The sequence below is a fragment of the Paenarthrobacter histidinolovorans genome, assembly GCF_014647595.1.
In the GTDB taxonomy this organism is placed as follows: Bacteria; Actinomycetota; Actinomycetes; order Actinomycetales; family Micrococcaceae; genus Arthrobacter; species Arthrobacter histidinolovorans.
Genome location: NZ_BMPM01000009.1, coordinates 112,914 through 139,491, shown reverse-complemented (window position 1 = coordinate 139,491; position 26,578 = coordinate 112,914). Strand labels below are relative to the sequence as shown.

Sequence of the window (26,578 nt, the reverse complement as noted above, 5' to 3'; positions counted from 1 at the left end):
GGGTTCTCCTGGCTCGGAATGTGCTGACCCTTCCAAGCTACGGAACCTGTCACGGTTAATGACAACAAGATGTGACAAGCGTGACAAAAGCTGTGAAGATGCGCTTCATGTTGGGACCCATGGGAACTTTGATGGGGGTGGCGCGCGTTGGAGGTCCGGGCCGGTGGCACTCGAGGCGGGAACCTCACGCTGCGGCCCCCTTTCCCGACGCACCAAAACTAAGGCTGCTTAGAATAGGCTTGGTCCATGAGCGCACCCGACCCCCAGCCCGTACGCATCAGCTCCGCACCAGTACAGCTCCAAGCCCTCGAGCCGGCTCTGGAAAAGATCAACTCCGCCGTGGGCGACGTCCCGGCCCTGCTCGCCATCGCCGCGGAACTCGGACAGACAGCTCCCATGCCCGGCGAAGGCAGCACAGCCAAACTCTGGGAACTCCTGGCATCAGTGACGGCCGTGGATGTCGCAGCCGGCCGAGTGCTGGAACCCCACCTGGACGCCCTCGCGATCCTGGCCCAGGCCGGGAACGGAACCGACACGACAGGCACCTGGGGAGTGTTCGCGGCGGAGGGGCCCGGCATGAAGCTCGAAGCCAAGCGCACCGCAAACGGCAGCTACGTCCTCCACGGATCAAAGCCGTGGTGCTCCCTGGCCCAACAGCTGGACGGCGCCGTGATCACCGCGCATCTTCCCGACGACGGCGGCAGGGCGGCCTTCGCGGTGAACCTGAAAGACCCCGGCGTGAGTGCGGAAACACCGGCGTGGACCGCCCGGGGACTGCAGGAAATCCCGAGCGGCACGGTCCATTTCGTCAACGTTCCGGCCACCCCGGTTGGCGATGAAGGCTGGTATTTCTCCCGGCCCGGCTTCGCGTGGGGCGGGATGGGAGTTGCCGCGTGCTGGCTGGGCGGTGCGGTGGCCGTGGCCCGGGACTACGCCACGGCGCTCAGCAAGGCCTCCAACAACGGCCGTGAACCTGACCAGATCGCACTGGCCACTTTGGGAGAGATCGACCGCACCATCAGCACGGCCACCAGCCATCTCGTCCAGAGCGCGGAACGGATCGACGCCGGGCTGCTGGAGGATTCGGATACCGAGGGTCAGAGCCCTTGGAGCGACGCCTTGCGTGTCCGCGGAACTGTTGCCGCCGCCGTCGAACGCATCCAATCCCTGGTGACGCAGAACCTGGGCCCCGCCCCGCTGGCGTTCGACGAAGCGTATGGAAAGCGCATGGCGGACCTGTCGTTGTACGTCAGGCAACACCACGCCATGCGGGACGATGCCCAGTTGGGCGCCCTGGCCTTGAAAGGGGATCGGAGTTGGTGACGTTCACGCACGCGGACACCGGCACGGCCGAGTCGGACTGGTTGGCCAGCGGCCTGGCCGCCTTGCCCGAACTTCCCCTGGGCAAGGACGAACTCGCCGGCATGACCTTCGTGGTCCTCGCCGCGCACCCGGATGACGAGTCCTTGGGCGCCGGCGGATTTCTCGCAAAACTTCACGCAGCAGGCGCAGACATCAAAGTCCTGCTCTGCACCGCCGGCGAAGCGTCCCACCCGGAATCGCCAACGACGACGCCGGAACAGCTTGCCGCCCTCAGGCTCACAGAGTTCGACGCGGCTGTGTCGGGGCTGGCTCCGGGCGCGAGCTGGCAGTTCCTGGAACTGCCTGACGGCAAGCTGGCAGCCAACGCAGACAGGATCGCGGACGCGGTCCGGGAGGCCACCGCAGCTTCAGGGCGTCCAGCGGAGAACGTGACGATCGTTGCCCCGCTCCGATCCGACGGGCACACCGACCACGACGTCCTGGGCTCCACGGCGGCGGAGCTCGCCGACAACGGCGGCCACGGTTTGTTGGAGTACCCCATCTGGTACTGGCTCTGGGCAGGGCCGGACCATGAAACCTGGCAAACGTGGGTGCGGGTCCCGCTCGAAGAGTCGGAGCAGGAGGCCAAAGCTGCTGCGATGCGGGCCCACGCCTCACAAACGGAACCACTCTCCGGGGAGCCGGGCGACGAGACACTGCTCTCCGGAACATTCCTGGAACACTTCCAGAGGCCGTGGGAAACCTTCGCCTGGCACCCCTCAACGGCTGGAAACAACAGCGCCAAGGATGCGGAGCGGATCTTCGACGAGGTGCACTCCCGCGAAGAGGATCCCTGGAGCTACACCACCAGCTGGTACGAACGCCGCAAGCGGGCCATGACCCTGGCTGCACTCCCCCGGGAATCCTACGAATCAGGGCTGGAGCTGGGCTGCTCAATTGGCACGCTCAGCGAAGAGCTCGCCAAGCGCTGCGGAACGTTCCTGGGCGTGGACGCCAGCAGCACGGCACTCGCGGAGGCCGGTAAGCGCCTTTCCCGGTATCCATCAGCGGAGGCCAGGCACCTCACAATGCCGCATGAGTGGCCTGAAGGCACGTTCGATCTGGTGGTGTTGTCCGAGACCGGCTACTACCTTTCCCCGGAGGAGCTAACGGAGCTCCTGGCCAGGATCCAGGCCTCCACCCTCCCCGGCGGGACCCTGCTGCTGTGCCACTGGCGGCATCCGATATCGGGCTGGCGGCTTGATGCTGAAGCCGTCCATGCGATGGCCCGCACCCAGCTGGAGTGGCCCACACACGGGCTTTACCGCGAGAAGGACTTCATGCTGGAAATCCTCGTGGCCCCGGGCGGGGCGACATGACGGATCCTGTGCCGCAACGCATTCGGGATGTGGCAGTGGTCATGCCCGCCCACAACGAGGACCAGCACATCGGCCACGCGCTGTCAGCTCTTCGGACAGCCGCCGACGTGCTCAACAGGGCACGCCCGGACATCCGACTCCACATGACGGTGGTCCTGGACAGTTGCACCGACCGCTCAGCGGACATCACCGCCGCGTACGTAGCCGGCGATCCCCGCTTTTCCCTGGTCGAAGTGGCGTTGCGGAGCACGGGCGCCAGTCGCGGTTTTGGCTTCCGCAGCGCTCTGGCCGCACGGCGCCCCATCGACGCCGGCGACCTCTGGTTCGCCAACACCGACGCGGACTCCGCGGTGCCGGAGAACTGGCTTGTCCGTCAGGTGGAGCTCGCTGAGAACGGAGCGGATGCCATCCTGGGTTCCGTGGAGCCCGACCCCAACGATATTGACCCCGCAGTGCTGCGGCGCTGGCTGGAACTCCACCCGTTCCGCGAGGACCATCAGTACATCCATGGGGCGAACTTTGGCGTCCGCGGCTCCGCCTATTTTGCCGTGGGCGGTTTCCCGCGGTTGCGGGCGCACGAGGACAGGGTCCTGGTGGAACGCCTGCGCAGCCGCGGATTCCAGGTGGTGGCGACAGACACCATCCGCGTCCTGACCTCCGGGCGGACCCACGCCCGCGCACCGGAGGGTTTCGCTGCTTACCTTCGCGCCTTGAGCGCGGAACTTCCGGCCGTAACGGGCTAGGCGGGCGACTACATCCAATCAGTGAAGGAGTGAAGACCCGCCCGCTCAACTGCAGTCAGTCGATCAGCGCTACGCCGAACTCAGCGACGACGGTCCGCAATTCCCCGAGGTAGCGCTGCGCCTGGTCGGTGAGCGGAATCGCGGCATGGCCGATCCAGCCGATCTCGATGCGTTCGTCAACGTCGAGCGGGATGGCCACGATCTCCGGGTCGAGTTGCCCGCTGATGATGCCCGTCGAGATCGTGTAGCCGTGGAGCCCGATCATGAGGTTGAAGATCGTGGCACGGTCGGAGACCCGGATCTCCTGCTTGCTGGACAAGGTGGAGAGAATCTCCTCGGCGAAGTAGAAAGAGTTGTTCGCACCTTGATCGAAGGTCAGGCGCGGCAAGCCGGCGAGATCATCAAGAGTCGCACGCTCTTTTGAGGCGAGCGGGTTCTTCCGTGAAATGAAAATGTGTGGATCGGCGAGGAAAAGAGGAGTGAACGCGAGCCCGGATTCCCGGAGCAGCTTGTCGATGACCTTCCGGTTGAAATCGTTCCGGTAGAGGATGCCTACCTCGCTGCGGAGAGTCCGGACATCCTCGATGATGTCCCAGGTGCGGGACTCACGCAGTGAGAACTCGTATTCGGCCACATCAGTGGCCTTGACCATCCGGACGAAGGCATCCACCGCGAACGAGTAGTGCTGGGTTGACACCCCGAGCAGTCGCCGCCGTGGTGGCCTGCCAAGATAGCGCTGCTCGAGGAGAGCAAACTGCTCCACCACCTGCCTCGCGTAGCCGAGGAACTCCACCCCGTCGGCGGTGAGGGTGACCCCGCGGGCGGAGCGAAGCAGGAGCGCACGGCCAACCCGCGCCTCAAGATCCTTCATCGCGGCGGACATGGTCGGCTGCGCTACGTAGAGAAGATCGGCGGCCGCGGAGATCGACCCCTCGGCTGCAACTTCTATGAAGTAACGGAGCTGCTGCAAGGTCAATCCGCTCGAAATCTGAGGCATAGGTAGATTCTATATGTATGCATAGTAACCAGTAGTTACCTGATACCCATCAAAAAGCTGCACCATGGATACATCCCCTTCTGAAAGGCCGTCTCCGGCCCATCAACGGATTGGCATCACATGGCAGACGACTTCACCTTCAGCATCACCACCACCCCCTTCGACGAGGACTACTCCCCGTCCGAAGGCTCGCGGATCACAACGAATTTCGCCAACCTGGCACGGGGCGAGCACCGCCAGGAGAACCTCCGCAACGCCCTGACCATGATTCGGCGCCGTTTCAACGATCTGGCATGCTGGGACAACCCGGACCGCGACCGTTACACGCTCGAGCTTGAGATCGTCTCTGTGCAGATAGAGTTCACCGCGGAAGGCACGGACCAGCAGTTCCCGCTGTTCGAGGTTCTCGACATCCAGATCGTCGACCAGCTGAACGGGGTCCGCCACCAAGGGATCGTGGGAAACAACTTCTCCTCCTACGTCCGTGACTTCGACTTCAGCGTAGTACTGCCGGCGGCCGCAGGCGACTCAGGCAAACCCACCGTTCCCGAGGACTTCGGCGATCTTCACGGCAAGCTGTTCCAGCAATTCCTCGATTCCCCGGCATGCCAGGAACGCTTCCCGCAGCCACCAGTGGTGTGCATCAGCGTCTCCACGAGCAAGACGTACCGGCGAACCGAGAACCATCACCCGGTCCTGGGCGTCGAGTACCAGCAGGACGAGTTCTCGCTGACGGACGCGTACTTCGCAAAGATGGGGCTGCAGGTCCGCTACTTCATGCCACGTGGCAGCGTTGCCCCGCTCGCCTTCTATTTCCGCGGCGACCTGCTCAACGACTACTCCAACCTGCAGCTCATCGGCACGATCAGCACCATGGAGACGTTCCAGAAGATCTACCGCCCGGAGGTCTACAACGCGAACTCCGCCGCCGCCGCCATCTACCAGCCGAGCCTGGGAGAGCAGGATTACTCGCGGACCCAGATCGCTTACGACCGCGTCGAGCGCAGTCAGCTCGCCATCAAGCAGGCGAAGTACACGGAGGAACACTTCATCACGCCCCACAAGGACCTGTTGGACCGGTGGACCGCCAAATACCCCGCACTCGTCAACTGACCCCCGGAGAATCGTCAATCATGAACACACTCTTGCCCACCACCGTCGTCGGAAGCCTGCCGAAACCATCGTGGCTCGCACAGCCTGAGACTCTTTGGTCCCCCTGGAAACTGGAGGGAGATGCGCTGCTCGAAGGCAAGCAGGATGCCCTGCGCATCGCCATCCACGAACAGAGCCGACGCGGCATCGACATCGTCAGCGACGGCGAGCAAACCCGCCAGCACTTCGTCACTACGTTCATCGAGCATCTCAGCGGGGTGGACTTTGAACAGCGAAAGACCGTGCGCATCCGCGATCGTTACGACGCGAGTGTACCGACCGTCGTCGGAGCGGTTCGCCGCGAGCGGCCGGTATTCGTCGAAGACGCCAAGTTCCTCCGTGCAACCACCGACCGGCCGATCAAATGGACTCTTCCCGGCCCCATGACCATGGTGGACACGCTCTACGATGACCACTACAAGAGCCGCGAGAAGCTCGCCTGGGAGTTCGCCACGATCCTGAACGAGGAGGCGAAAGAACTGGAGGCGGCCGGGGTGGACATCATCCAGTTCGACGAGCCCGCGTTCAACGTCTTCCTCGATGAGGTCAAGGACTGGGGCGTGGCTGCGCTTGAGAGAGCGGCAGAGGGACTGCGCGTGGAGACCGCTGTGCATATCTGTTACGGCTACGGAATCAAGGCGAATACTGACTGGAAGGCCACGCTCGGCTCACAGTGGCGGCAGTACGAGGAAACGTTCCCGCTGCTGCAGAGCTCCAGCATCGACATCGTCTCGCTGGAATCCCAGAACTCCCACGTGCCCATGGACCTCATCGAGCTCCTCCGCGGCAAGAAAGTCATGCTCGGGGCAATCGACGTCGCAAGCGAGACCATCGAGACCCCGGAGGAAGTCGCCGACACCCTCCGCAAGGCCCTGCAGTTCGTCGACGCGGACAAGCTCATCCCGAGCTCCAACTGCGGCATGGCACCGTTCCCCCGCGACGTCGCACTGGCCAAGCTGAGTGCTCTCAGCGCGGGGACGAACATTGTTCGCGAGGAACTCGCCGGCTCCGCCCCCAGGGTGTCATAACCATGTTTCACGCTTACCCCACGGAAACCTGGCTCGAGGCCCCGAAGCAAAGCTTCCCGTCCTCTCTCTCGGCCGACGAATTCAAAGCACTGTTCCGTGGCCACCCGGGAGGTGTCGCCGTCATCACGGCTGATGCCGGCGAAGGACCGGTGGCGCTGACGGTATCGTCGGTCGTGTCAGTGAGCGCGGAACCTCCGTTGCTGATTTTCTCGGTCTCGGCACTGTCCTCTGCGTCCAAGGTGCTTTCACGCGCCGAAACCGTCGTGGTGCACCTGCTGGACTCGCACGACGTCGACTTGGCGAAGCTTGGAGCGACCCCCGGCGCCGACCGCTTCGACCAGACCCACCCCTGGTCGAGACTCGCAACCGGCGAAGCGGTTTATGACGACGTCCGGGCCTGGGTGCGCTGCGCCGTCATCAATCGCATGGAGGTTGGGACGTCCACAATCATCGCCGTTCACGCCCTGGAGTCCCGCGTGATGCGTGACGTCCAACCGGGCGAACCCGGCGACGCCCTGGTCTACCACAACCGGTCATGGCACCGTCTGGGTGAGCATTCCAAGCATGGCGGCTGAGCACCGCCAGGTTAAGCCAACAGCGCCCTTTCGACGGCGGCAATTGCAGCCTGCGTAATGGTCTCCCGCTCACCGGTCCCCTCCACGGTCAACAGAATCCCGCGCTTCGTGTACGCCGTCAGAACCGGCTGGGTTTCTTCCCGGTACAGCTCCAACCGACGTTGGATCACAGCTTCGGTATCATCGCTGCGGCCCTGCTCGTGAGCACGGCGGAGCATCCGGGCCAGCAGCTCGCTGTCCGAGGCCGTGAGTGCAAGTACTACTTCCAACTGCTGGCCACGGGTTGCAAGCATCTCGTCCAGGGCGCCGATCTGAATGACCGTCCGGGGGTACCCATCCAACAGGAAACCGTCGGCAGCATCGGGTTCCTCCATGCGCTGCTTGAGCATGTCCGAGGTGACGTGGTCCGGCACGAACTCACCCCGGTCCATGAACCCGCCGGCTTCAAGCCCCAGTTCTGTTTTGTCCCGGACGTGGGCGCGGAACAGATCCCCCGTGGAGATGGCGGGAATCCCGAAATGCCGCGCAAGGTGCTCGGCTTGCGTGCCTTTGCCGGAACCCGGAGGGCCCATGATGATCAGTCGCGCCATGACACTGGTCCGTTTCGAGAGGCGGCCGGGACTTAACCATACGACGACGACGACGGGAGGCACCCGCCGTCGTCGTCATCTTTTTGCTGGGAAACGGCTTGGCTAGGAGCTGGACCGTGGATGCATGATCCGCATCTGGTCCCAGGTCCGCTCCGAAGCTGCGATGTTCTGGTTGGACCGCTCACGGTCCAGGGAAGCGAGTTCGACGGCGATCGCCTGGACCGCGGACACGGCACCTGTAAGGGAGGGGAAGAAGCCCGCGCCTTCTGTGGGCACCACGATCCGGTGGTCAGCATGCACGGCCACTGGTGATCCTGCGCTGTCCGTGATGGAGGCGATGGGGGTGCCAAGGTTGTGCGCGATCTCGACCGCACGCATGGTGCTGTCGTAGACCCTCCAGAGGCTGATCGCAATGACGAGGTCTTCTGCACCAAGCCGTGCAATGGCGTTGGTCAGGGCGGCGACGTCGGCGTCGAGGAGCCGGACGTTGTAGCCGGCGATGATGGCGTTGTGCTCCAACGCCTTGCCCGGGATCGCGTAACTGCCTGCTGCAACGATGAATGTTTGCCTTGCACCCGCAATCGCCTGCGCAATGTCATGAAGGGTGTTGGCATCCAGGGTTCGCTCAAAGTGGGCCAAATTGGCCCGGTCCGTGGACACTGCTGCCTGTGCCGGACTGTTGATGTGGCCATTGTGCTCGGCGGCAACTTCCACTGCGCTGAGGGACGCCAGGAACCGTGAGCGCAGCTCAAATTGAAAGTCTGCCCACCCCTTGAATCCCAGTGTCTGTGCGGTTCTGGTCACTGTGGAGGCGTTCGACGCGGCAGCCCCGGCGATGTCACTGACCGAACCGTAGGACGCAAGCCGCGGCTGGGATCGGAGGATGCCAATGACCTGCAGTTGGCGCGCAGCGAGCTTCCGCCCCTGGACACGGCTGTCCAGCCACTCGGTCAACGTTGACGAGTCGAAATCTTCTTCCACCTATTGACCTACCTCACACTTTGGCCGTAACTTCGATACATCACTTCTGCACAGATCCGTGCATATTCCTAAAAATGTACAACTTGGCCCACTTTGGCAGGAATCACCATGTCTCTCACAGCACGCCTGGATCGTCTGGCTCTCAGTCGACCACACTACAAGCTTCTCCTCATCGGAGGCCTCGGCTACTCATTCGACGGCATGGACGGTGCAGTGGTCGCGTTCCTGCTCCCGCGCATCCAGGAACTGTGGGGCCTCAGCACCGCCAGCCTCGGATTGGTTGGCTCCGCGGCCCCGTTCGGCTTCTTCTTCGGCGCAATCCTGGCCGGTTGGATGGGTGACCGCTTCGGCCGCAAGAAGGTCATGCTGTGGGCTCTCGCCTTCTACTGCCTCATGTCGATAATCGCCGCCATGGCCCCCAACTTCGAAGTCTTCCTGATTGCACGGATCTTTGCAGGATTGGGCGCCGGCGCCGAAAGCGTGATCATCGCCCCCTTCCTCTCCGAGTTCATTCCGCCGAAACGCCGCGGTTGGTTCATTGGAACCCTGGCCGGCTTCTTCTCCTTTGGTTTCGTGGCTGCGGCACTGATCGGCCGATTCGTGGTTCCGATGGGCGAGGACGGCTGGCGCTGGGCGCAGGTCATCACCGCCATTCCCATCCTCCTCCTGCTGTGGTGGCGTCGCGGACTGCCCGAATCCCCACGCTTCCTCATCAGCCGCGGGCGCATCGCCGAGGCAACCGCAGTGGTGGATCGATTTGAGCAGAGCGTCGTGAAAGCGACCGGGAAGCCCCTGGCCCCCTTGCCGTCCGCGGAAGAAGAGATCACCAAGCATGAGCAAAAGATCAGTGTCTGGAATGCCCTGAAGTTCATGTGGTCCAAGGCAATGCGCCGCCGGACCGCCGTCATCTGGTTGATCTGGTTCGTCATCACATTCTCGTACTACGGCTTCTTCTCCTGGATCCCCACCTTGCTGGTAGGCCGTGGCATTACAGTCACCAAGAGCTTCGAATTCTCCATCCTCATCTACCTGGCACAGATTCCCGGCTACTTCTCGGCCGCCTGGCTGTGTGACCGTATTGACCGCAAGAACACCATCGCCCTTTACCTGGCGGGATCGGCCATCAGCGCTTTCTGGCTGAGCCAGTCCAACGATTCCGGCATGATTCTGGTGGCTGCCGCAACGTTGTCCTTCTTCCTGAACGGCACCTACGCAGGTGTTTACGCCTACACGCCGGAGCTTTTCCCCACCTGGATGCGCGCCACGGGCGTTGGCCTTGCCAGTGCCGTAGGCCGCGTCGGCAGCATCCTGGCCCCATCCATCATCGGAATCTTCGCCGCCTCCCTCGGTTTCGGCGGGGTGTTCACCATGACCACGGTGGTGCTGACCATCGGCGTCCTTGGCGTCGTGATCTTCGGCGCCTCCACTGCGGGCAAGTCGCTTGAGGACATCAACGCCCGCGCCGAACATGACCCGGCAGCGGCAGGAGCAGTGAGCAAATGAGCGGAAACACCCTGAACACTGACAGCACTTTCCAGCAGGCCTTCACCTCCCTGCAGCAGGATCCGGGAGTTGTCCTCTTCACCGCACTGCAGTGGATCCCCCAACGTTCCGGACTGAAACGACTGTTCACCAGCCATCCCACGCAATACCCGGTTGGCGGAGAGAAGACCGTTGAGATATCCCCCGGCTGGCTTGGAACGGTCATCGAAGACAAGAAGCCGTTCCTGGCCCCCGACCTGGCAGCACTCCGCGAAGTCTTTACGGATTCCGAGCTTATCCAGCAACTCGGCTGCGGAGCCGTGATCAACGTGCCGGTCCTGGACCCCCACAGCACCGTTGTTGGCGTCCTGGCGCTCCTTGACGCGGAAGGCAAGTACACGAAGCAAAGTGTGGCCACCGCCGTCGAGGTCATCAACGCGAACCTGCCCGCGCTGGTCCAAGCCTTTGAAGCCCATCCCACCGAAGTACCCGAAGCACCCGAAGTCCCTGCAGTCCCCGGGAAGGACACCGTTTAGCATGAGCACCACCCTTGAAACCACGGCCCTCGTCATCCGCAACGCAAGCGTCCTGGACGTTGACGCAGGCACTTACTCGACTGCCGACGTCGTGAGCGTTGATGGAAAGATCAGCAGTGTGGGACCGGATGCCGAGGCGCCTTCCGGCGCCCGGGTCATTGACGGCGCCCGGGTCATTGACGGCACCGGGAAGTTCGTCATCCCGGGCCTCATCGATGCCCACGTACACGTGGTGGCATCGAGCGCCGACTTCAGGTCACTGACCTACACACCGGCGTCGTACGTCTACGCGCAGACGGCGAGGATCATGGGAGAGATGCTGCGGCGCGGATTTACTACTGTGCGCGATCTGTCCGGAGCGGATTTTGGGTTGGCCCAGGCGCAGGAGGAGGGGCTGCTGGAAGGCCCGAAGATCCACTTCTGCGGCCATGCGTTGAGCCAGACCGGCGGTCACGGCGACATGCGCTTGCCCGGCGAAGACCACGACCCCAACGGCCGCGGATGCTGTGGCATCGGACGCGTAGCGGACGGCGTTGACGCAGTCCGGGCCGCCGCCCGCGACGAAATCCGCAAGGGCGCCCACCACATCAAGATCATGGCGTCCGGCGGCGTCTCCTCCCCCACCGACCGCATCGACTCGACGCAGTATTCCATGGAGGAAATGCGCGCAGCAGTGGAAGAAGCGGAGGCCGCCAACCGCTATGTCGCGGCCCACGCCTACACAGCGCGGGCCATCAACCGCGCGCTGGAAGCCGGCGTACGTTCGATTGAACACGGCAACCTCCTGGACGACGAAAGCCTGCGGCTCTTCCTGGAGAAGGATGCCTTCCTGGTTCCCACGCTTGTGACCTACTGGGCTTTGAAGGAAGAGGGCAAGGAGTTCGGACTTACCGAAGAAATGTGGGCCAAAGTGGACTCCGTGCTCACCAGCGGACTCGAAGCCATTTCCCGGGCCCACCAAGCGGGCGTGAAAATGGCCTTCGGATCCGACCTTCTGGGCGGCATGCACCGCCACCAGAACGAACAGTTCAGGCTGTTGGGCAAGGTCCAGCCCGCCATCGACGCCATCCGTTCAGCCACCACGACGGCGGCGCTGCTGCTTGAGCGCGAAGGTGAACTGGGCGTGGTCGCGCCCGGCGCCGACGCGGACATGCTGGTCCTGGACGCGGATCCGGTGGCCGATATCTCCGTGCTTGCCGATATTTCCGAACACCTCGAGTACCTGATCCAGAACGGCCGGGTAATCTCCTAGCGCCGCGTCCCCGACGGCAGTAAGGCCTGGTCTTCCCTTCCGAAAAGCCCGATAATGTAAGCATGCTGATCAATACCGGATTGAGCAGGAGGAGGACACAGTGACCACGAAAGTGAACAAGACAATCATGGTCAACGTTCCGATCAGTACGGCCTACAGCCAATGGACACGGTTCGAGGAATTCCCGCACTTCATGGGCGGCGTGCAGCGGGTGACGCGGCTCGGCGACGACCGCCTTGAATGGGTGGCCGAGATCGCAGGCGTCCACCGCACGTGGGAAGCCAGGATTGTCCAGCAGGACGTTGACCGGGCAGTGGCGTGGGCCGCCGTCGAAGGTGTCAAGAACGCGGGCTGGGTGGAGTTCAAGGAAGCCGGCCCCAGTCAGACGTCCCTGCACCTGTCCTTGGAATACGAACCTCACGGAGTCCTGGAATTCCTGGGGGACAAGTTGCACATTGTTGAAAGGCAGGCTGAGTCAGACTTGAAGAAATTCAAGGAGTACATCGAAAAGCAAGCACCCGAAGCCGGGATGCCGGCATCCGGTACCGCCGCTTTTACGGGAGCCGCTGCCGCCCCGGACTCAACGCCCGTGATTGATCCCGCAACGCACGTGTTCGACCAAACCAACGGCTTGGTGGACCTCGAGGGCGACTCGGATGAGACCGCTGACAGCGACACCCGCAGCGCAGCGGAACGGAAGGACGATGAGGGCCGAGGGCCGGGCTTCATCCCACCATTGGGCGGGCTCCCCGGCCAAAGGTAGCCCCTGCAGCTGACCAGACATAAGAGCCGCCCGGGACCACCCGGACGGCTCTTATGTTTCCTACGGCTGCTACTTCTTGGCGCCGGTGTAGACGACGGCGGGCGCCGCCGGGGCCTGCATCCCCTCACCAATGAAGAAGCTCGGGTGCGGCGGCTGGTTGTAGGCCACATTCTCGCGCGCAACGGCCGTGCGGTACACGGTGTCATGCATCAGCGTGCGCAGCCGAACCTCGGTGGGAGCCGTGGTGGTGTAGATCCGGAGTTCGGTGCTGTCCGTGGACGGCCAGGCGATCTCCTCGCGCCAGTCGCCCAGGATGTCGGCTTGGATGGACGGGTTGCCCTTGGTGGTGTTGTTGCTGCGGGCACCCTCAGCTGTCAGGAGGCGGTCGCTGGTTTCGGTCTCCCAGTTCCACTTGCTGATGGTGGGGACGCCACGGGAGGCCGTTGCATCGTAATCGTGGTCAACGATCTCGCGGAGCAGGTCCCCGTCCCACCACGCCAGGAAGTTGGCGGCCGGAATGTTCCCGCTGATCAGCTCACCCTTGGCCGACCTCAGCTGGCCAACGGGCGAGTCCCAAGCAGCTGAGCCACCCACAGCCCAGCCCTCGGCCCCTTCATAGCGGGGATCGATGTCGCCCGCTGCGCCACGGCCGGTGTCCTTGACAGCAGGGATGCTCCAGAGAATTTCACCAGTGGCAGCATCCCGGAAGGTGGCTCCACGGTTCCCGCTTTGGCCCATGCTTTCGTGGACGGCAAACGTCTCCAGCCCGGGCCTGGACGGGTCGAGGTCCCCGGTGTGGATCGCGTCGCCGTGGCCGAGCTTGGTGTTGTAGAGCGGCTGGCCATTGTCGTCAATGGTCATCGAGCCGAAGACGAACTCATCCTTGCCGTCCTGGTCCACGTCGGCGACGGAGAGATTGTGGTTGCCCTGCCCCTTGTACTCCTCCCCTGCCTGGTTGGAATCGAAGGTCCAGCGCTTCACGAGTTTCCCATTGACGAGGTCGTAGGTCACCAGCACCGTGCGTGTGTAGTAGCCGCGGCTGAACATCAACGACGGGTGTTCGCCGTCGAGATAGGCCACTGCGGCGAGGAAGCGGTCCACGCGGTTGCCGTAATTGTCTCCCCAGGCTGCAACGGAACCCCGGGCAGGTTCGTAAGCCACGGTATCCATGATCGTTCCGGTTTCGCCCTTGAAGACGGTGAGGAACTCGGGGCCGGACAGGACGTAGCCGGCACTGTTGCGGTAGTCGGCGTTGGCGTCGCCGATCACCGTTCCCGCCGCGTCCGTGGTGCCGTCCGCCGTCTTGAACGAGACCTCAGCCTTGCCGTCGCCGTCGAAGTCGTATGCAAGGACCTGTGTGTAGTGTGCGCCGGCGCGGATGTTGCGCCCCAGGTCGATCCGCCACAGCTTGGTTCCGTCCAGTTTGTAGGCATCCACGTAGACGTTGCCCGTGTAACCGGACTGCGAGTTGTCCTTCGCATTGGATGGCGACCACGTCTGGATGACCTCATACTTGCCGTCGCCGTCGAGGTCCGCCACGGTGGCGTCGTTGGCTGAGTAGGTGTACGGCTTGCCGTCGGGCGTCACGCCATCGGCCGGCTTGTCCAGCTTGATGGCCAGATAGTTCTGCGCCAATGGTGTGACGGCTTCAGTCAGCTTGTCCTGGCCCTGCCCGTTGCCCACGGTTTTGATCACGTAGCTCGACTGCGCTGTACCTGCAGGATCCACGAACATGGTGGAGTTTCGGATCGGTTCGGGCGTGATGTTTTTGCCGTCGCGCAGGACCTGGAAGCCGATGCTGTCCTTGTCCAGGCCCAGCATGCGCCAGCTCACGGTGACGCCCTGGTCGGTCAGGACCGCCACGGGTGCGCGGTCCAGGTTCTCCACCTGGCGCTGGAGCTCGGCGGGCTTCTTGGCGGAGGGCACGACGCCGGAGAGGCCGGCTTGCGCTGATTGCGGGAGTTGGGCGGGAGCTGCTTGAGCGAGCGGGACGCCCGTCAGTGCAAGGGCGGCCGCTGCAAGCGAAGCAGAGGCCGCCAGGGGAACGGCTTTCCATGCGCGGCCATGGTTACTGCGATAGGAACACTTCGAAGGGTGAGCCAATGAACATCTCCTTTGATGCTGGGCGGCAGGGGGTCCGCCACCGCTGGATTGGAACGTTTCACAAACATTCAAACAATCTCCCCGCACAACGATGAGTGATGCGAATAATGAGTGATGTGAACGATGCGTGAAAACGCTTTCCGCCAACAAGGTTTACCAGCGCCTCAACCACCCGGTCAAGGGTTTGACAGGAAATGACTGTTCGGCTTCGGTGTGAAATGTTCGGATTTGTATGTTGTCCTATCCGCTCAGCCCCCGATTCCATGACGGTCCGTTTCTCAGGATTTCGCTGGATTTAGCCCGGTTGAGCGCGGTGACGGATCGGCTTTGGCCGGGGTATTGCGCTCCGTAGGGTCGTTCCATGCCGAAGCCCTCAGTTACTCCTTTATCAGTCCTCGACCTGAGCCCGGTATCCGCGGGGCAGACTCCCGGCGAGGCGTTGCGCAGCACCCTTGCCCTTGCCGCTGTTGCCGAGGCTTCCGGCTACTCGCGGTACTGGCTTGCCGAGCACCACCTCAACACCGGCGTCGCCGGGTCGGCCCCGCACATTCTTGCCGGATTGGTTGCTTCGGCCACCAGGACCATCCGTGTCGGGACTGCTGCCACGCTGCTGGGCAATTATCGGCCCCTCCAAATTGCGGAGAGCATCGGAACGCTCGCCGCAATGTTCCCGGACCGCTTGGACCTCGGCTTTGGTCGCTCAGGTCCACCGAAGTCGCCCAGCGAACCTGCGCCGGGAGTTGTTCCCGCTGCGGAGGAAGTCGGAGACCGCATTGTTGACGGTCTGCTGATCCCCTCACCTCGACCCATCTTTGGCGCGGTCCTGCCCAGGAAGTTCCGGCTGCAGGGTGAACTGCTGGGCCGCTTCCCGGGTGACACGGATAATTTTGAAAACGACGTCCAGGACATCATCGGATTCTTCACGGGCGAGTACAGGACCAGGCACGGCGAGGAAGTCACCGCAACCCCGGCCCTGGGCCAGGCGCCGCAGTTCTGGGTGCACGGTTCAACTGCCGGCCCCAGCGCCCGTTTGGCCGGGAAGCTGGGCCTTCCGTTCGGCGCGAACTACCACGTTGCACCTGCGGGGGTTTTGGACTCCATCGCCGAGTACCGCGCCCACTTCGAGCCCTCCGCCACCTTGCAGGAACCGCACGTGATCGTCTCGGCGGACGTGCTGGTGGCTCCCCAGGAACGCCAAGCCCGGCACCTGGCCCGCGGCTACGCACAGTGGGTTCACGGCATCCGCAGCGGCCAAGGCGCCATCCCTTATCCGTCCCCCGAGGACGCCCTGGAACTGCCCCTGGATGCGGAAGCCGAAGATCTGGTCAAGGACCGCCTGGATACCAGGCTGGTAGGCGACCCCCATCACGTCAGCGACAAACTGCGCACTCTGCAGCGGGCCACCGGGGCTCAGGAACTGCTGATCACCACCATTGCCCACCACCCCGAAGACCGGCAGAACTCCTACCAACTACTCGCCGAGGCCTGGGGTCTGTAGCGTTCCGATTTTCCACCCACCACCTACAAAAGGAGCACCATGTCCATCGAAACCACCGTCCAGGATTCCGTGCAGGAAGACACCCAGCTCATCACCGCCGAGGAAGCGGCCAAGCTCATCGAAGAAGGCGCCCTGCTGATCGATGTCCGCAGCGAAGGCGGCCGTGCCAGCACTGGCGCAGTCCCGGGCGCCGTCGTCGTCAACCGCGAGCATGTGGAGGAAGACTTCAACCCGGAATCCGCCCACCGACTGGCCCAGGTCAGCGGAACGGACCAGAAGATCGTGGTGTTCTGCGGCTCCGTGAACGGCTCACGTCCTGTTGCGCAGAAGCTCGAGGTCCTCGGTTACGCCAACGCCGTCCACGTCGACGGGGGCTTCCCGGCCCTGCGCGACGCCGGCGTCCCCACCACCGGGCCGACCGCTCCGCCCGCCGAAACCACTCAAGCGCGCACCGCTTCGGTGACCTCCGAACGCTGAGTACCTCCCGCCGTCGGGCCTTCCGGCGTTAGTACCGCCGTCGCGGCTTCCCTTCCGGAAGTCGCGACGGCGGAGGGTCAGGAGGCCGCGGCCAGCACCCGCGCCCGGGCGGCGGCTTGGCCGGCCCGGATTTCATCGGCACTCTTGCCTTGCTCCCGGTGGGCCACTTCCTGTTTCAGCTGCGGAATGACGTGCTGGCCGAACTCCAGTGCATCCTGGACGAAGTCGTAGCCGCGGAGCCCGAAGATCTCGAACCCCAGCTCGTGGTAGTCCAGGATCGCCTGGGTGACCGTGTCGTAGGAGCCGACCAACGCCGTCGCGCTTCCACCTCCACCACCCGCCGCTTTGGCGAGGGCCGTCCAAAGTGCCCGGTCGTGCAGCTCGGCACGTTCCGCCGCGGCGAGGAGGCGTTGGGTGCCTGCGGCTTCAGGTTTCTGGTTGTAGTGGCGAACAGGATCGATCACTTCGCCGGCGGACCGCCGGGCCTGGAATGTTCCCAGGATGGCCTGGGCTTTCTCCCACGCCAGTTCATCGGTGGCCGCCACAATGGGCCGGAACGCTATCTGCCAGCGCAGCGGATCGGTCCGCCCGAGCGCAGCGGCCCGCGCAAGGATCTGCTCCTGCTGGCCCGCGGCATCGGCCAACGGTTCGCCAAACAAGGCGTAGATATCCGCTTCGGCTGCCCCTACCACCCAGGCAGCCTCCGACGACCCACCAAAGGAGATACCCGGCCGCTTCCCGTTAAACGGGCCCAGACCCGAGGCGAAGTTCTCGAAGCGGTAATGCTCGCTGTCCCAACTGAACGAATCCCCGGACCACGCCCGCCGCACAATCTGCATGTACTCCTGCGTCCGGCCATACCGGGCATCCTTGGCCAGGAAATCACCCTCCCGGGCCTGGTCCGCTTGGCTTCCGCCGGTGATGAAGTGCACGGTCAGCCGGCCTTCGGCGATGTGGTCCAGCGTAAGGAAGGACCGGGCCGCGAACGTGGGATGCGAGACGTTGGGGCGGTGCGCCAGCCGTAGCTGGATCCGTTCGGTGTTCGCGGCAACCCACGCCGCGTGGACAGTGGGGTCCTGCGTGGTGGAGTTGTAGGCGAACAGAACGTGGTCCCAGTTGTTGTCCTCGTGGATCCGCGCAATACGGGCCGCATACCGGGGGTCGAAGAAGGGCGTGGTGGCCGGCGACGTCTCCGTGGAGTCATTGCCGGCGCCCATGCCGAGGAATTCGATAGGCATAAGAAATCTCCAAAAGACTTAGCGGCGGAGGATGCGTTGCGCCAGGAAGTTTCCCAGCAACTGCGCGGCCTGCACCATAACGATGATGATCAGGACGGTCACCAGCGTGACCTCCCAGTTGAACTGTTGGTAGCCGTACATGATGGCGAAATTGCCCAGCCCACCGCCGCCGATGTACCCGGCCATGGCAGACATGTCCACAATCGCGATGATCATGAACGTGTAGCCCAGGATCAGCGGTGCCAGCGATTCGGGAATCACCACGGACCACAGGATGTGCAGCCGGCTGTCGCCCATGGCCCGGGCAGCTTCCACAACGCCAGGGTCGGAGGCAACCAGGTTCTGCTCCACAACACGCCCGATCACCACACCGGCCATCAGTGCCATGGGCAAAATCGCTGCCGTGGTGCCGATGGTGGTGCCCATGACGATCAGTGTCAGCGGCGCGATGGCGGTGATGAAGATGATGAACGGGATAGGCCGGATGATGTTGACCAGGAAGTTCAGGAACGAGAACACGGCCTTGTTGGCAAACAGGTTTCCGGGCCTGGTGGCGTAGAGGGTGACGCCCAGCGCCAGCCCGGCGATGCCGCTGAGCAGGACGGTGATGACCACCATGTAGATGGTCTGTTGGAAGGATTCGCCCAGGACGGGCAGGAGGGTTGTCCAGTCGGTCATGGCTGTTCTCCGGCGTTCGCGGGGACGGGAAGGTGCGGAACGGCACTATCGGCGGGGGCGCTCCGTTGCTCGGCCGCCGCCGTTTGGCGTTCGACGGCGGTGACGTCGCCCAAGTCGGCGAGCGCGGCGTCGATCGCGGCGTCGCTGCCCGTGAGTTCGTAGGTGAGTGTGCCGAGGATCTTGTTCTGGATCTCGGTGACCCCGCCGTAGACCACGCTGGATCCCACGCCGTGGCGCTCGAACGTGGCAGCGACCAGAGGGGTGGGTGCCGCCTCGGAGATGCCGATGGAGACGAGTTGGCCGGGATGAGCAGCGGAGAGTCGGGCGACGGTATCCGGCTCCGGGGTGCCGTGGACGGCAGTGGCGACGAAGCGCTGGGTGGAGTCGCTCCGGGGGTTGGCGAACACGGAGTAGGTGGGCCCGGCCTCCACCACGGACCCGGATTCCATCATCACCACGGTGTCGCAGATTTCGCGGACCACGTGCATCTCATGGGTAATGACCACAACGGTGGTGCCGAGTTCTTTGTTGATGCGTCGGAGCAAGCGGAGGACGTCGCGGGTGGTCTCCGGATCCAGGGCGCTGGTGGCTTCGTCCGCAAGGAGGATGTCCGGGGCGTTGGCCAGCGCACGGGCAATGCCTACGCGCTGCTGTTGCCCGCCGGAAAGTCGCCGGGGGTACGAGCCCGCTTTGTCGGCGATCCCCACGAACTCCAGCAGTTCGTCCACCCGCGGCTTGATCTTGTCCTTGGGCCAACCGGCCACCCTGAGCGGATAGGCCACGTTCCCGAACACGGTGCGGGACTTCAGGAGGTTGAATTGCTGGAAGATCATGCCAATGCCGCTGCGGACCTTGCGCAGCTGGCCTTCCGGAAGGGTCGAGATGTCCTGTCCCTTGACGATCACCTGGCCTTCGGAGGGACGTTCCAGGCCGTTGAGCAGGCGCACCAAGGTGGATTTTCCGGCACCGGAGTAGCCAACGATGCCAACCACCGTGCCCTCTTCAATGTCCAGGGTGACGTCATCGACGGCGCGCACTGGCTTGGTGCGTTGGGCGCTTCCTTGGACCGGGAACAGTTTGCTGACGCCGCGCAGCGAAACGATCGCGCTCACCGGAGCCTCCTTTTGGGGTTGATTGGATGCCCATTCCAACAGCGCCCCAGCCCTCGCATCGAACCCAATGACCCCCTGTGACCTGGGGTTTCTTTCCTTGACGATGCGCGTCGGAGTGTTGCGAAAGGGTTCGATTCCCACCACCCCGGCTGCCTAGCGTGAGGCAGGGGGAACACCCCGTACCTTCCATTCGCATCAATACCCTTTGTACGGAGAAGCATCATGAAGAACCGCCTGTTAGTCGCCGCCGTCGGCCTGGTTGCCGCCCTATCGCTCTCGGCTTGCGGGGGTGTGTCAAGTGGTTCGTCAGCCGCCGCGAACACCAAGGTGGTCATCGGTGTGGACGACGGCGCCGAGGAGCACTGGACCCTCCTGAAGAACAAGCTGAAGGATCAGGGCATCGATCTTGAGGTCAAGAACTTCACCGATGGTGCGCAGATCAACACCGCCACTCAGCAAGGGCAGGTGGACATCAACCTGTTCCAGCACCTGAAGTACTTGTCGCAGTTCAATGTGAACAGCAACGGCACGCTGGTTCCCGTGGGCGCCACCGCGGTGTACCCGTTGGCGCTGTACTCGGAGAAGTTCAAGTCCGTGGAGGAGCTGCCGGCAGATGCCGAGGTCGCCATCCCGAACAACCCCACCAACCAGGCACGTGCCCTGCTTAACCTGCAGACCGCAGGATTGCTGCAGCTCAAGGATGGCGGCAACTCGCTGTCCACCCCGGCTGAGATCACTTCCAGCAAGATCAAAGTGGTCCCGGTAGACAGCAACCAGACGGTGAACGCGCTCAAGGGAACCACGGACGCTGCAGTGGTGAATAACACGCAGGCACAGAAGGGCGGTCTGGGCGACGAGAAGATCATCTTCAAGGAAGACCTGAACTCGGAGTCCCTGGCTCCTTATATCAACGGGTTCGTGGTGAAGGCAGACCGCAAGGACGATCCCACGTGGAAGAAGATTGTGGATGCCTATCACACGCCTGAGGTTGAGGCTTCGGTGACCAAGCTCAACGACGGCAACCTTCAGTTCAAGGCTGATTGGACTGCTGCCAAGCTGCAGGAAGTCCTCACGGCTGAAGAAGCAGCCATCAAGAAGAGCAAGTAGCACTTGAGGGGCGGCGGCCCTGCGCCACAGAGTGCCGCTGCCCCTCAACCTTCCTGCCCCCGAAGAGCACCGAACAGCACCGGAACAGGCCCATGAACCAGACACTCACGCGTGAACGCCAGCAAATCCACTTCTTCGCCTACCTGGTGGGCACCGGCATCCATCTGGCTTCGTGGCGCCACGAAACTGCCTTCCCGCAGGCCAGCATTGACTTCGCGCATCAGGTGGAGCTCGCTGGCATCGCCGAAGAAGCCAGGTTCGACGCGATCTTCCTGGGCGACTCCCTCGCGATAGACGAAACCTCCAACCCCGGCATCCTCAACCGTTTCGACCCCATCGGCCTGGTCACAGCCCTTGGCGCGGTCACCAGCAGGATCGGCCTCATCGCCACCTCATCAACCTCCTACGATGAGCCCTTCAACTTTGCCCGCGCAGCCCTCACGGCGGACCACATCAGCGGCGGCCGTGTTGGCTGGAACATTGTCACCACGCGGGACCTCACCAACAGCACCGCCGGCAACTTCAGCGCCGACCAACACTTCGACCACAGCCTGCGCTACCGCCGTGCCGAGGAGTTCGTTGAGGTGACGCAGGGCCTGTGGAATTCCTGGGGCGAGGACGCTTTCCTCTATGACAAGGAAGCCGGGGCGTTCTTCGACCGCCACAAACTCAACCGACTGAATTACCGGGGAGAGTTCTTCAAGGTGGCAGGTCCCTTGAACATCGGCCCGTCGCCTCAGCACTCCCCCTTACTGGCCCAGGCGGGAACCTCTGGTCCTGGACAAAAGCTGGGCGCGAGATTCGCCAACGCCCTCTTCGCCAGCCATCCGGATATTCCGCAAGCCCGGCAGTACCGGGAGTCCGTCCGGGCTCAGGCGACGGCATTCGGCCGGAATCCCGACGAAATCTACGTCTACCAGGCCATCTCGCCCGTTGTCGCGGACAGCCGCGAGGAAGCCTTGGAGCGTATCCGCGAGCTGGATAACCTCATCACCGATCAGCAGGTCCTGGACTTCCTGCAGGAATACTTCGCGGGCCAGCTCGACTTCACCGGCCTCGGGGCCGACGCCACAGTGGCCCAGTCCGGCATTCCCACCATCACACAGCCCCGTACCGATTTCCGTTCTGCCGGCGAACAGATCCATGGCCGCGAGGACGAGGTAACGCTCAAGGATCTCTATTCGATCCTCACCGGAGACAAACGAAACCACGACTTCATCGGGACCCCGCAGCACGTGGCCGACTCCTTGGCGCGCTGGCACGCAGCAGGCGCCGCGGACGGCTTCAACCTCATGTTCTCGCTCCTGCCCCAGGATCTGGAGCGCTTCGCTACCGCAGTCATTCCCATACTCCAGGAGCGCGGCTTGGCCCGCACCGAGTACTCGGGGACCACACTCAAATCCCATCTCGGACTCGATCCACAGCAGAAAGGACAAGCATGACCACCACACCTGCCGTCGCCACCGGCACTTATGTGATTCGGCAGGCGCGCCCCGAAGAGTACGACGCCGTCGGGCAGCTGACGTATCAAGGCTTCGGTCATCATCTTCCCGGCGCGCATCAGCCGGACGAGGCACGACTCCACCTTCTGCTGGATGCAGCCGCAAGGGCCCGTGAAGGTGTGCTGCTGGTAGCCGAAGACCTGGAAACAGCCCGCTTGGTGGGCACCGCCAGCCTCCTGCCTTTTGGGTCACGTCTCAGCAGGCAGGCTGAGGACGGCGAAGTGGAGCTCAGGCTGTTGGCCGTGCTGCCTGAGGCCCGCCGGACCGGTCTTGGCCAAAGACTCCTCGACGAGTCCGCCCGCCTGGCCGCGGCCCAAGGTGCCCAGCGCGTGGTGCTGGACACCGCCGTCGACAATGAACCGTCCCAGCGCCTGTACCGCCGGCTGGGCTACGTCCGCCGGCCTGAGCGGGAGAAGGAACGGCCGGCGCCGAAGGTGCAGCTGGTGGTCTACACCTTGGACCTCACACCGTGAGGGGTTAGCTCTCAAGGCTTTGAAAGCCACAAGAGCTCACCCCTCGCGTAAAGGTCTCATCAAGAATTGCCCTCTTCCGGCATCATGAAGCCTGCACGGTGCTATCTTCAGCTCAGATCGACGAGCGTCTGGGAGGGCACCCATGACCACGTTAAGCAGACCACCGGCAGACCCCTCGGCACCCAGGCCCCGGGGCTGGACGTCATTCCGGACGTGGCTCCTTTTCGGCCTGCAAGACAGCAAAGGGCGGCATCCCGGCCCGGGCGTGGTTAGCGCGGCCCACGAAAAGAAGCACCCCTGGTGGCAAGTCATGTGCCTGACGGGTGTGGACTACTTCTCCACGCTGGGATATCAGCCAGCCATCGCCGCTTTGGCCGCGGGCGTAATCTCACCACTGGCCACCATCGTCCTGGTTGCCGTCACCTTGCTCGGCGCACTCCCGGTCTACAGGCGGGTGGCCGGCGAAAGTCCCCGCGGCGAAGGCTCCATCGCCATGCTCGAGCGTTTGCTGCCACGCTGGGGAGGCAAACTGCTGGTCCTGGTGCTGCTCGGCTTTGCCGCCACGGACTTCATGATCACCATGACCCTGTCCGCGGCGGACGCAACGGCCCACTTCATCCAGAACCCCGTGATGCCGTCCTGGCTGCAGGGCCAGAACGTGCCCGTCACGCTGGTCCTTCTGGCGCTCCTGGCCGCCGTGTTCCTCCGTGGTTTCAAGGAGGCAATAGGCGTCGCCGTCGTACTTGTGGTCCTTTACCTGGGCCTGAACGTGGTGGTCGTCGCCACCACTGTCGTGGAGGTCCTGACGCATCCCACCGCCGTGGGCGACTGGTGGCAATTACTCTGGACATCACACGGCAACCCGATCATGGCCGTAGCCATCGCCTGCATCGTGTTCCCCAAACTCGCCCTGGGCCTTTCCGGATTCGAAACCGGTGTAGCCGTGATGCCGCAAGTGCAGGGCGATCCGGATGACACCGAGGCAAGGCCAACGGGACGCATCCGGGGAACCCGAAGAATGCTGACCACCGCGGCGTTGATCATGAGTTCCTTCCTCATCACCTCCAGCTTCACCACCGTGGTCCTCATTCCCGAGTACGAATTCGAGCCCGGCGGCCAGGCGAACGGCCGCGCCCTGGCGTTCCTCGCCCATGAGTACCTCGGCCTGGGCTTCGGCACGGTGTACGACATCAGCACCATCGCCATCCTGTGGTTCGCCGGCGCCTCCGCCATGGCCGGCTTGCTCAACCTCGTCCCGCGCTACCTCCCCCGCTACGGCATGGCCCCGGAATGGGCCAAAGCGGTTCGGCCCCTGGTGCTGGTCTTCACCCTGGTGGGATTCTTCATCACCTTCGTCTTCAACGCCGACGTCGACGCCCAGGGCGGTGCGTACGCCACCGGCGTCCTGGTGCTGATGACGTCAGCGGCCGTGGCAGTGACACTGTCCACCCGCCGTCGTCGGCAGCGCAAACGCATGGTCAGCTTCGGCGCCATTGCCGCCGTCTTCGTGTACACCACGGTGGCCAACGTCGTAGAGCGGCCCGAAGGCATTCGGATCGCGGCTGTTTTCATCGCCGGGATCATAGGAATCTCCCTGTTGTCCCGCGTGCGGAGGTCATTCGAGCTGCACGCCACGCACGTCCACATGGACCGCCACGCCCTGGAGTTCATCCTCGACGACGGCGTGGAACCCATCCGGCTCATCGCCCACGAACCCCGCAGGCTCACGGCGGAGGCCTACCGGGAAAAGCTGGTTTCGGCCATCGAGGTCAGCCATCTCCCCCTCAACTACCACGGACTGTTCCTTGAAGTGGTGCTGGACGACACCTCCGATTTCGAGACCGAACTGTACGTCAAGGGCATCGAACGGCACGGCTACAGGATCCTGGAGGTCCACGGTCCGGTGGTGCCGAACACCATCGCCTCCGTACTACTGCATATCCGGGATGTCACAGGGCTGATGCCCCACATCTACTTCCGCTGGACCGAGGGCAACCCGATGACCAACCTGATGCGTTTCCTGTTCCTGGGCGAAGGCGAAATTGCCCCGGTGACCCGCGAAGTCCTGAGGGAGGCCGAACCCGATGTGAGCCGCCGCCCATGGGTCCACGTGGGTTGAACGGCGTGGTCGGCTGCCATGGGTGGCACCGGCAATACCTGTATGGGCCGTCACTCCCCCAGCACCGCGGAGTAGCGTTCAGTGGGATAGGTCACCCATGAAAGGAAGATCATGACTACCTGGCTCATCACAGGCTGCTCCACCGGACTCGGCCGCGCACTTGCCCGGGCGGTCCTCGCGAAAGGCGATAACGCCGTCGTCACCGCCCGCGACACCGCCACCCTGAAGGACCTCGCCACGGAATTCCCGACGACGGCACTTGCCGTCGCGCTCGACGTCACCGATCAGTCGCAGGTGGATGCGGCCGTGCAGCAGGCCGAAGAACGGTTTGGCGCCGTGGATGTCCTGGTCAACAACGCCGGTTACGGCTACCGCGCCGCGATCGAAGAGGGCGACGACGCCGACGTCCGGACGCTGTTCGACACCAATGTGTTCGGCCCTGTGGCGATGATCAAGGCCGTCCTGCCCGGCATGCGTTCCCGGCGTTCGGGTGCGATTGTGAACATTTCCTCGATCGGTGCCCGCATCTGCCCGCCGGGATCCGGCTACTACTCGGCCACCAAGGCTGCGCTGGAAGGCATCTCCGGTTCATTGCAGAAAGAACTGGCACCGCTGGGCATTACGGTCACAGCCGTGGAACCGGGTGGTTTCAGGACGGACTTCGCCGGGCGTTCCCTCACGCAATCCGCAGAAGCCATTGATGATTACGCCCAGACCGCCGGCAAGCGCCGCAAGGAAAACGACACAGTGCACGGCACCCAGCAGGGTGATCCGGACAAGGCCGCCGAGGTCATCATCAGCGCCGTGGAAGCCGAACAAACGCCCGCCTTCCTGCTGCTTGGAGCAGACGCCGTCTTTGCCTACGACGCCGTGGAGGAAGCCATGCGGGCAGAGGTGGACCGCTGGCGGGAGCGCAGCGCCAGCACCGGTTACACGGAGTAACAAGCAACGTGTAATCGGTCACACTTGGCTGGATTCACTTGTCAATCACGGTGGGCAGCATGAACCATGAATGAGGGAATCCGTTCCCATACAAGCTGAATCAGCAATCCTCACCGACGAGGATGCGGCCCCGGGCGACGAAGCTTGGGGGCTGTCACCAGCCTGAGTGAAAGTACTGACAATGACGACACATACTGACTCCATCACGCTGAAAATCTGGGACAAGTCGGCCATCGACCACACCATCGATGCCGCCATCCAGTCCCTTTCCCACCGCGCTGCAGCAGAAAACTGCGGCATCGCTGTGACCCTCAGCGGACCGAAGACCTTCACGGTCAGCCTGAGCCGCTAAGCCGCTCGAAACCAACGCAAGAGGACGACGCCGGGACCTCCCGACGTCGTCCTCTTGCGTTTAATCCCACACGGGATCCCGCAGCAGTTGTGTGACGCTTCAAGCAAACCCTGAGCGAACCTTGAGTTTTCCTTGACGGTTTGCCTGCGCATTTCTTGCGTTGGCATTGGAACTCTAAGTGAGTCAACGCTTTCGAC

Annotated in this window: 25 protein-coding genes; 18 read left to right on the top strand and 7 right to left on the bottom strand. The window is 63.4% G+C overall.

All coding sequences use genetic code 11. The features are described from left to right. Nucleotides 1-246: 246 nt before the first annotated feature. The 3 genes from IEY62_RS18530 to IEY62_RS18520 are packed head-to-tail and all read left to right on the top strand — an operon-like array spanning nucleotide 247 to nucleotide 3,424. Entirely contained in the window at nucleotides 247-1,323 is a 1,077-nt protein-coding gene (locus IEY62_RS18530; protein WP_189020634.1) for an acyl-CoA dehydrogenase family protein, read from the top strand. Next, on the top strand, nucleotides 1,317-2,681 hold the full coding sequence (locus tag IEY62_RS18525; protein ID WP_189020632.1) for a bifunctional PIG-L family deacetylase/class I SAM-dependent methyltransferase: 1,365 nt from the start codon (nucleotides 1,317-1,319) through the stop codon (nucleotides 2,679-2,681). The genes IEY62_RS18530 and IEY62_RS18525 overlap by 7 nt, the downstream gene beginning before the upstream one ends. Next, nucleotides 2,678-3,424, top strand: a complete 747-nt coding sequence (locus tag IEY62_RS18520) for a glycosyltransferase (RefSeq protein ID WP_189020630.1) — start codon at nucleotides 2,678-2,680, stop codon at nucleotides 3,422-3,424. Before IEY62_RS18525 ends, IEY62_RS18520 begins: the two co-directional genes overlap by 4 nt. A gap of 55 nt (nucleotides 3,425-3,479) precedes the next feature. Here the strand turns inward: IEY62_RS18520 and IEY62_RS18515 are convergent, their stop codons facing one another. After that, nucleotides 3,480-4,421 carry a LysR family transcriptional regulator gene (locus IEY62_RS18515; protein WP_189020628.1) on the bottom strand — a complete coding sequence of 314 codons (942 nt, stop codon included), beginning with the start codon at nucleotides 4,419-4,421 and terminating at the stop codon, nucleotides 3,480-3,482. Between the two features lie 120 nt (nucleotides 4,422-4,541). Between IEY62_RS18515 and IEY62_RS18510 the strand changes: the two genes are divergently transcribed. From IEY62_RS18510 to IEY62_RS18500, 3 genes are read left to right on the top strand one after another with little or no spacing between them, the layout of a single operon-like run. Further along, the gene (locus IEY62_RS18510; RefSeq protein WP_189020626.1) at nucleotides 4,542-5,534 is read left to right on the top strand and encodes a DUF1852 domain-containing protein; all 993 of its coding nucleotides are present in this window, start codon (nucleotides 4,542-4,544) and stop codon (nucleotides 5,532-5,534) included. Nucleotides 5,535-5,554: 20 nt separating this feature from the next. Next, the gene (locus IEY62_RS18505; protein WP_189020624.1) at nucleotides 5,555-6,601 is read left to right on the top strand and encodes a methionine synthase; all 1,047 of its coding nucleotides are present in this window, start codon (nucleotides 5,555-5,557) and stop codon (nucleotides 6,599-6,601) included. A 2-nt stretch (nucleotides 6,602-6,603) separates the two neighbouring features. Beyond that, on the top strand, nucleotides 6,604-7,176 hold the full coding sequence (locus IEY62_RS18500; protein ID WP_189020622.1) for a flavin reductase family protein: 573 nt from the start codon (nucleotides 6,604-6,606) through the stop codon (nucleotides 7,174-7,176). A gap of 11 nt (nucleotides 7,177-7,187) precedes the next feature. On the opposite strand, the gene IEY62_RS18495 is transcribed toward IEY62_RS18500, so the two are convergent. Continuing rightward, nucleotides 7,188-7,766: an adenylate kinase gene (locus IEY62_RS18495; protein ID WP_189020620.1), complete on the bottom strand. Its 579-nt coding sequence runs from the start codon at nucleotides 7,764-7,766 to the stop codon at nucleotides 7,188-7,190. Nucleotides 7,767-7,868: 102 nt separating this feature from the next. After that, nucleotides 7,869-8,747, bottom strand: a complete 879-nt coding sequence (locus IEY62_RS18490) for a MurR/RpiR family transcriptional regulator (RefSeq protein ID WP_082924656.1) — start codon at nucleotides 8,745-8,747, stop codon at nucleotides 7,869-7,871. Nucleotides 8,748-8,855: 108 nt separating this feature from the next. Between IEY62_RS18490 and IEY62_RS18485 the strand changes: the two genes are divergently transcribed. From IEY62_RS18485 to IEY62_RS18470, 4 genes are all read left to right on the top strand, one after another. Next, complete coding sequence (locus IEY62_RS18485; protein WP_189020618.1) at nucleotides 8,856-10,250, top strand: MFS transporter; 1,395 nt, start codon at nucleotides 8,856-8,858, stop codon at nucleotides 10,248-10,250. Beyond that, nucleotides 10,247-10,765, top strand: a complete 519-nt coding sequence (locus IEY62_RS18480) for a GAF domain-containing protein (protein WP_189020616.1) — start codon at nucleotides 10,247-10,249, stop codon at nucleotides 10,763-10,765. The genes IEY62_RS18485 and IEY62_RS18480 overlap by 4 nt, the downstream gene beginning before the upstream one ends. 1 nt (nucleotide 10,766) lies before the next feature. Continuing rightward, nucleotides 10,767-12,017, top strand: coding sequence for a metal-dependent hydrolase family protein (locus IEY62_RS18475; protein ID WP_189020614.1), 1,251 nt, complete (start codon nucleotides 10,767-10,769; stop codon nucleotides 12,015-12,017). Nucleotides 12,018-12,117: 100 nt separating this feature from the next. Then, nucleotides 12,118-12,780 carry an SRPBCC family protein gene (locus IEY62_RS18470; protein WP_189020612.1) on the top strand — a complete coding sequence of 221 codons (663 nt, stop codon included), beginning with the start codon at nucleotides 12,118-12,120 and terminating at the stop codon, nucleotides 12,778-12,780. 69 nt (nucleotides 12,781-12,849) lie between these two features. Here IEY62_RS18470 and IEY62_RS18465 read toward each other — a convergent pair whose 3' ends face one another. After that, nucleotides 12,850-14,883, bottom strand: a complete 2,034-nt coding sequence (locus IEY62_RS18465) for a rhamnogalacturonan lyase (RefSeq protein ID WP_189020610.1) — start codon at nucleotides 14,881-14,883, stop codon at nucleotides 12,850-12,852. Between the two features lie 361 nt (nucleotides 14,884-15,244). On the opposite strand from IEY62_RS18465, the gene IEY62_RS18460 reads away from it, so the two are divergent. Together IEY62_RS18460 and IEY62_RS18455 are read left to right on the top strand one after the other, a co-directional pair. Next, nucleotides 15,245-16,381, top strand: coding sequence for an LLM class flavin-dependent oxidoreductase (locus IEY62_RS18460; RefSeq protein ID WP_189020608.1), 1,137 nt, complete (start codon nucleotides 15,245-15,247; stop codon nucleotides 16,379-16,381). 39 nt (nucleotides 16,382-16,420) lie between these two features. Beyond that, nucleotides 16,421-16,858: a rhodanese-like domain-containing protein gene (locus IEY62_RS18455; RefSeq protein WP_189020606.1), complete on the top strand. Its 438-nt coding sequence runs from the start codon at nucleotides 16,421-16,423 to the stop codon at nucleotides 16,856-16,858. A 77-nt stretch (nucleotides 16,859-16,935) separates the two neighbouring features. On the opposite strand, the gene IEY62_RS18450 is transcribed toward IEY62_RS18455, so the two are convergent. The 3 genes from IEY62_RS18450 to IEY62_RS18440 are packed head-to-tail and all read right to left on the bottom strand — an operon-like array spanning nucleotide 16,936 to nucleotide 19,886. Then, complete coding sequence (locus IEY62_RS18450; protein ID WP_189020603.1) at nucleotides 16,936-18,096, bottom strand: LLM class flavin-dependent oxidoreductase; 1,161 nt, start codon at nucleotides 18,094-18,096, stop codon at nucleotides 16,936-16,938. Between the two features lie 18 nt (nucleotides 18,097-18,114). Beyond that, nucleotides 18,115-18,774, bottom strand: a complete 660-nt coding sequence (locus IEY62_RS18445; RefSeq protein WP_189020601.1) for a methionine ABC transporter permease — start codon at nucleotides 18,772-18,774, stop codon at nucleotides 18,115-18,117. Beyond that, nucleotides 18,771-19,886: a methionine ABC transporter ATP-binding protein gene (locus tag IEY62_RS18440; protein ID WP_189020599.1), complete on the bottom strand. Its 1,116-nt coding sequence runs from the start codon at nucleotides 19,884-19,886 to the stop codon at nucleotides 18,771-18,773. The genes IEY62_RS18445 and IEY62_RS18440 overlap by 4 nt, the downstream gene beginning before the upstream one ends. A 222-nt stretch (nucleotides 19,887-20,108) precedes the next feature. On the opposite strand from IEY62_RS18440, the gene IEY62_RS18435 reads away from it, so the two are divergent. The 6 genes from IEY62_RS18435 to IEY62_RS18410 all read left to right on the top strand — a co-directional run bounded on the left by IEY62_RS18435 (nucleotide 20,109) and on the right by IEY62_RS18410 (nucleotide 26,381). Beyond that, a complete protein-coding gene (locus IEY62_RS18435) occupies nucleotides 20,109-20,993 on the top strand; it encodes a MetQ/NlpA family ABC transporter substrate-binding protein (RefSeq protein ID WP_189020597.1) in 885 nt (294 codons plus the stop codon). A gap of 92 nt (nucleotides 20,994-21,085) precedes the next feature. Further along, on the top strand, nucleotides 21,086-22,435 hold the full coding sequence (locus tag IEY62_RS18430) for an LLM class flavin-dependent oxidoreductase (RefSeq protein ID WP_189020595.1): 1,350 nt from the start codon (nucleotides 21,086-21,088) through the stop codon (nucleotides 22,433-22,435). Next, nucleotides 22,432-22,968 carry a GNAT family N-acetyltransferase gene (locus tag IEY62_RS18425; protein WP_189020593.1) on the top strand — a complete coding sequence of 179 codons (537 nt, stop codon included), beginning with the start codon at nucleotides 22,432-22,434 and terminating at the stop codon, nucleotides 22,966-22,968. The genes IEY62_RS18430 and IEY62_RS18425 overlap by 4 nt, the downstream gene beginning before the upstream one ends. A 142-nt stretch (nucleotides 22,969-23,110) precedes the next feature. Further along, nucleotides 23,111-25,087 (top strand): APC family permease, encoded by a 1,977-nt coding sequence (locus IEY62_RS18420; RefSeq protein ID WP_189020591.1) that lies wholly within the window; start codon nucleotides 23,111-23,113, stop codon nucleotides 25,085-25,087. A 111-nt stretch (nucleotides 25,088-25,198) separates the two neighbouring features. After that, the gene (locus IEY62_RS18415; RefSeq protein ID WP_189020588.1) at nucleotides 25,199-26,029 is read left to right on the top strand and encodes an oxidoreductase; all 831 of its coding nucleotides are present in this window, start codon (nucleotides 25,199-25,201) and stop codon (nucleotides 26,027-26,029) included. Nucleotides 26,030-26,210: 181 nt separating this feature from the next. Beyond that, the gene (locus tag IEY62_RS18410) at nucleotides 26,211-26,381 is read left to right on the top strand and encodes a hypothetical protein (protein WP_018778796.1); all 171 of its coding nucleotides are present in this window, start codon (nucleotides 26,211-26,213) and stop codon (nucleotides 26,379-26,381) included. Nucleotides 26,382-26,578: the final 197 nt, after the last annotated feature.

What these genes read in the sequence shown, in the direction of transcription:
- IEY62_RS18530 (WP_189020634.1), top strand. Translation starts at nt 247, where the DNA reads ATGAGCGCACCCGACCCCCAGCCCGTACGCATCAGCTCCGCACCAGTA.
- IEY62_RS18520 (WP_189020630.1), top strand. Translation starts at nt 2,678, where the DNA reads ATGACGGATCCTGTGCCGCAACGCATTCGGGATGTGGCAGTGGTCATG.
- IEY62_RS18515 (WP_189020628.1), bottom strand. Translation starts at nt 4,421, where the DNA reads ATGCCTCAGATTTCGAGCGGATTGACCTTGCAGCAGCTCCGTTACTTC.
- IEY62_RS18510 (WP_189020626.1), top strand. Translation starts at nt 4,542, where the DNA reads ATGGCAGACGACTTCACCTTCAGCATCACCACCACCCCCTTCGACGAG.
- IEY62_RS18505 (WP_189020624.1), top strand. Translation starts at nt 5,555, where the DNA reads ATGAACACACTCTTGCCCACCACCGTCGTCGGAAGCCTGCCGAAACCA.
- IEY62_RS18500 (WP_189020622.1), top strand. Translation starts at nt 6,604, where the DNA reads ATGTTTCACGCTTACCCCACGGAAACCTGGCTCGAGGCCCCGAAGCAA.
- IEY62_RS18495 (WP_189020620.1), bottom strand. Translation starts at nt 7,766, where the DNA reads ATGGCGCGACTGATCATCATGGGCCCTCCGGGTTCCGGCAAAGGCACG.
- IEY62_RS18485 (WP_189020618.1), top strand. Translation starts at nt 8,856, where the DNA reads ATGTCTCTCACAGCACGCCTGGATCGTCTGGCTCTCAGTCGACCACAC.
- IEY62_RS18480 (WP_189020616.1), top strand. Translation starts at nt 10,247, where the DNA reads ATGAGCGGAAACACCCTGAACACTGACAGCACTTTCCAGCAGGCCTTC.
- IEY62_RS18475 (WP_189020614.1), top strand. Translation starts at nt 10,767, where the DNA reads ATGAGCACCACCCTTGAAACCACGGCCCTCGTCATCCGCAACGCAAGC.
- IEY62_RS18460 (WP_189020608.1), top strand. Translation starts at nt 15,245, where the DNA reads ATGCCGAAGCCCTCAGTTACTCCTTTATCAGTCCTCGACCTGAGCCCG.
- IEY62_RS18455 (WP_189020606.1), top strand. Translation starts at nt 16,421, where the DNA reads ATGTCCATCGAAACCACCGTCCAGGATTCCGTGCAGGAAGACACCCAG.
- IEY62_RS18450 (WP_189020603.1), bottom strand. Translation starts at nt 18,096, where the DNA reads ATGCCTATCGAATTCCTCGGCATGGGCGCCGGCAATGACTCCACGGAG.
- IEY62_RS18445 (WP_189020601.1), bottom strand. Translation starts at nt 18,774, where the DNA reads ATGACCGACTGGACAACCCTCCTGCCCGTCCTGGGCGAATCCTTCCAA.
- IEY62_RS18435 (WP_189020597.1), top strand. Translation starts at nt 20,109, where the DNA reads ATGAAGAACCGCCTGTTAGTCGCCGCCGTCGGCCTGGTTGCCGCCCTA.
- IEY62_RS18430 (WP_189020595.1), top strand. Translation starts at nt 21,086, where the DNA reads ATGAACCAGACACTCACGCGTGAACGCCAGCAAATCCACTTCTTCGCC.
- IEY62_RS18425 (WP_189020593.1), top strand. Translation starts at nt 22,432, where the DNA reads ATGACCACCACACCTGCCGTCGCCACCGGCACTTATGTGATTCGGCAG.
- IEY62_RS18420 (WP_189020591.1), top strand. Translation starts at nt 23,111, where the DNA reads ATGACCACGTTAAGCAGACCACCGGCAGACCCCTCGGCACCCAGGCCC.
- IEY62_RS18415 (WP_189020588.1), top strand. Translation starts at nt 25,199, where the DNA reads ATGACTACCTGGCTCATCACAGGCTGCTCCACCGGACTCGGCCGCGCA.
- IEY62_RS18410 (WP_018778796.1), top strand. Translation starts at nt 26,211, where the DNA reads ATGACGACACATACTGACTCCATCACGCTGAAAATCTGGGACAAGTCG.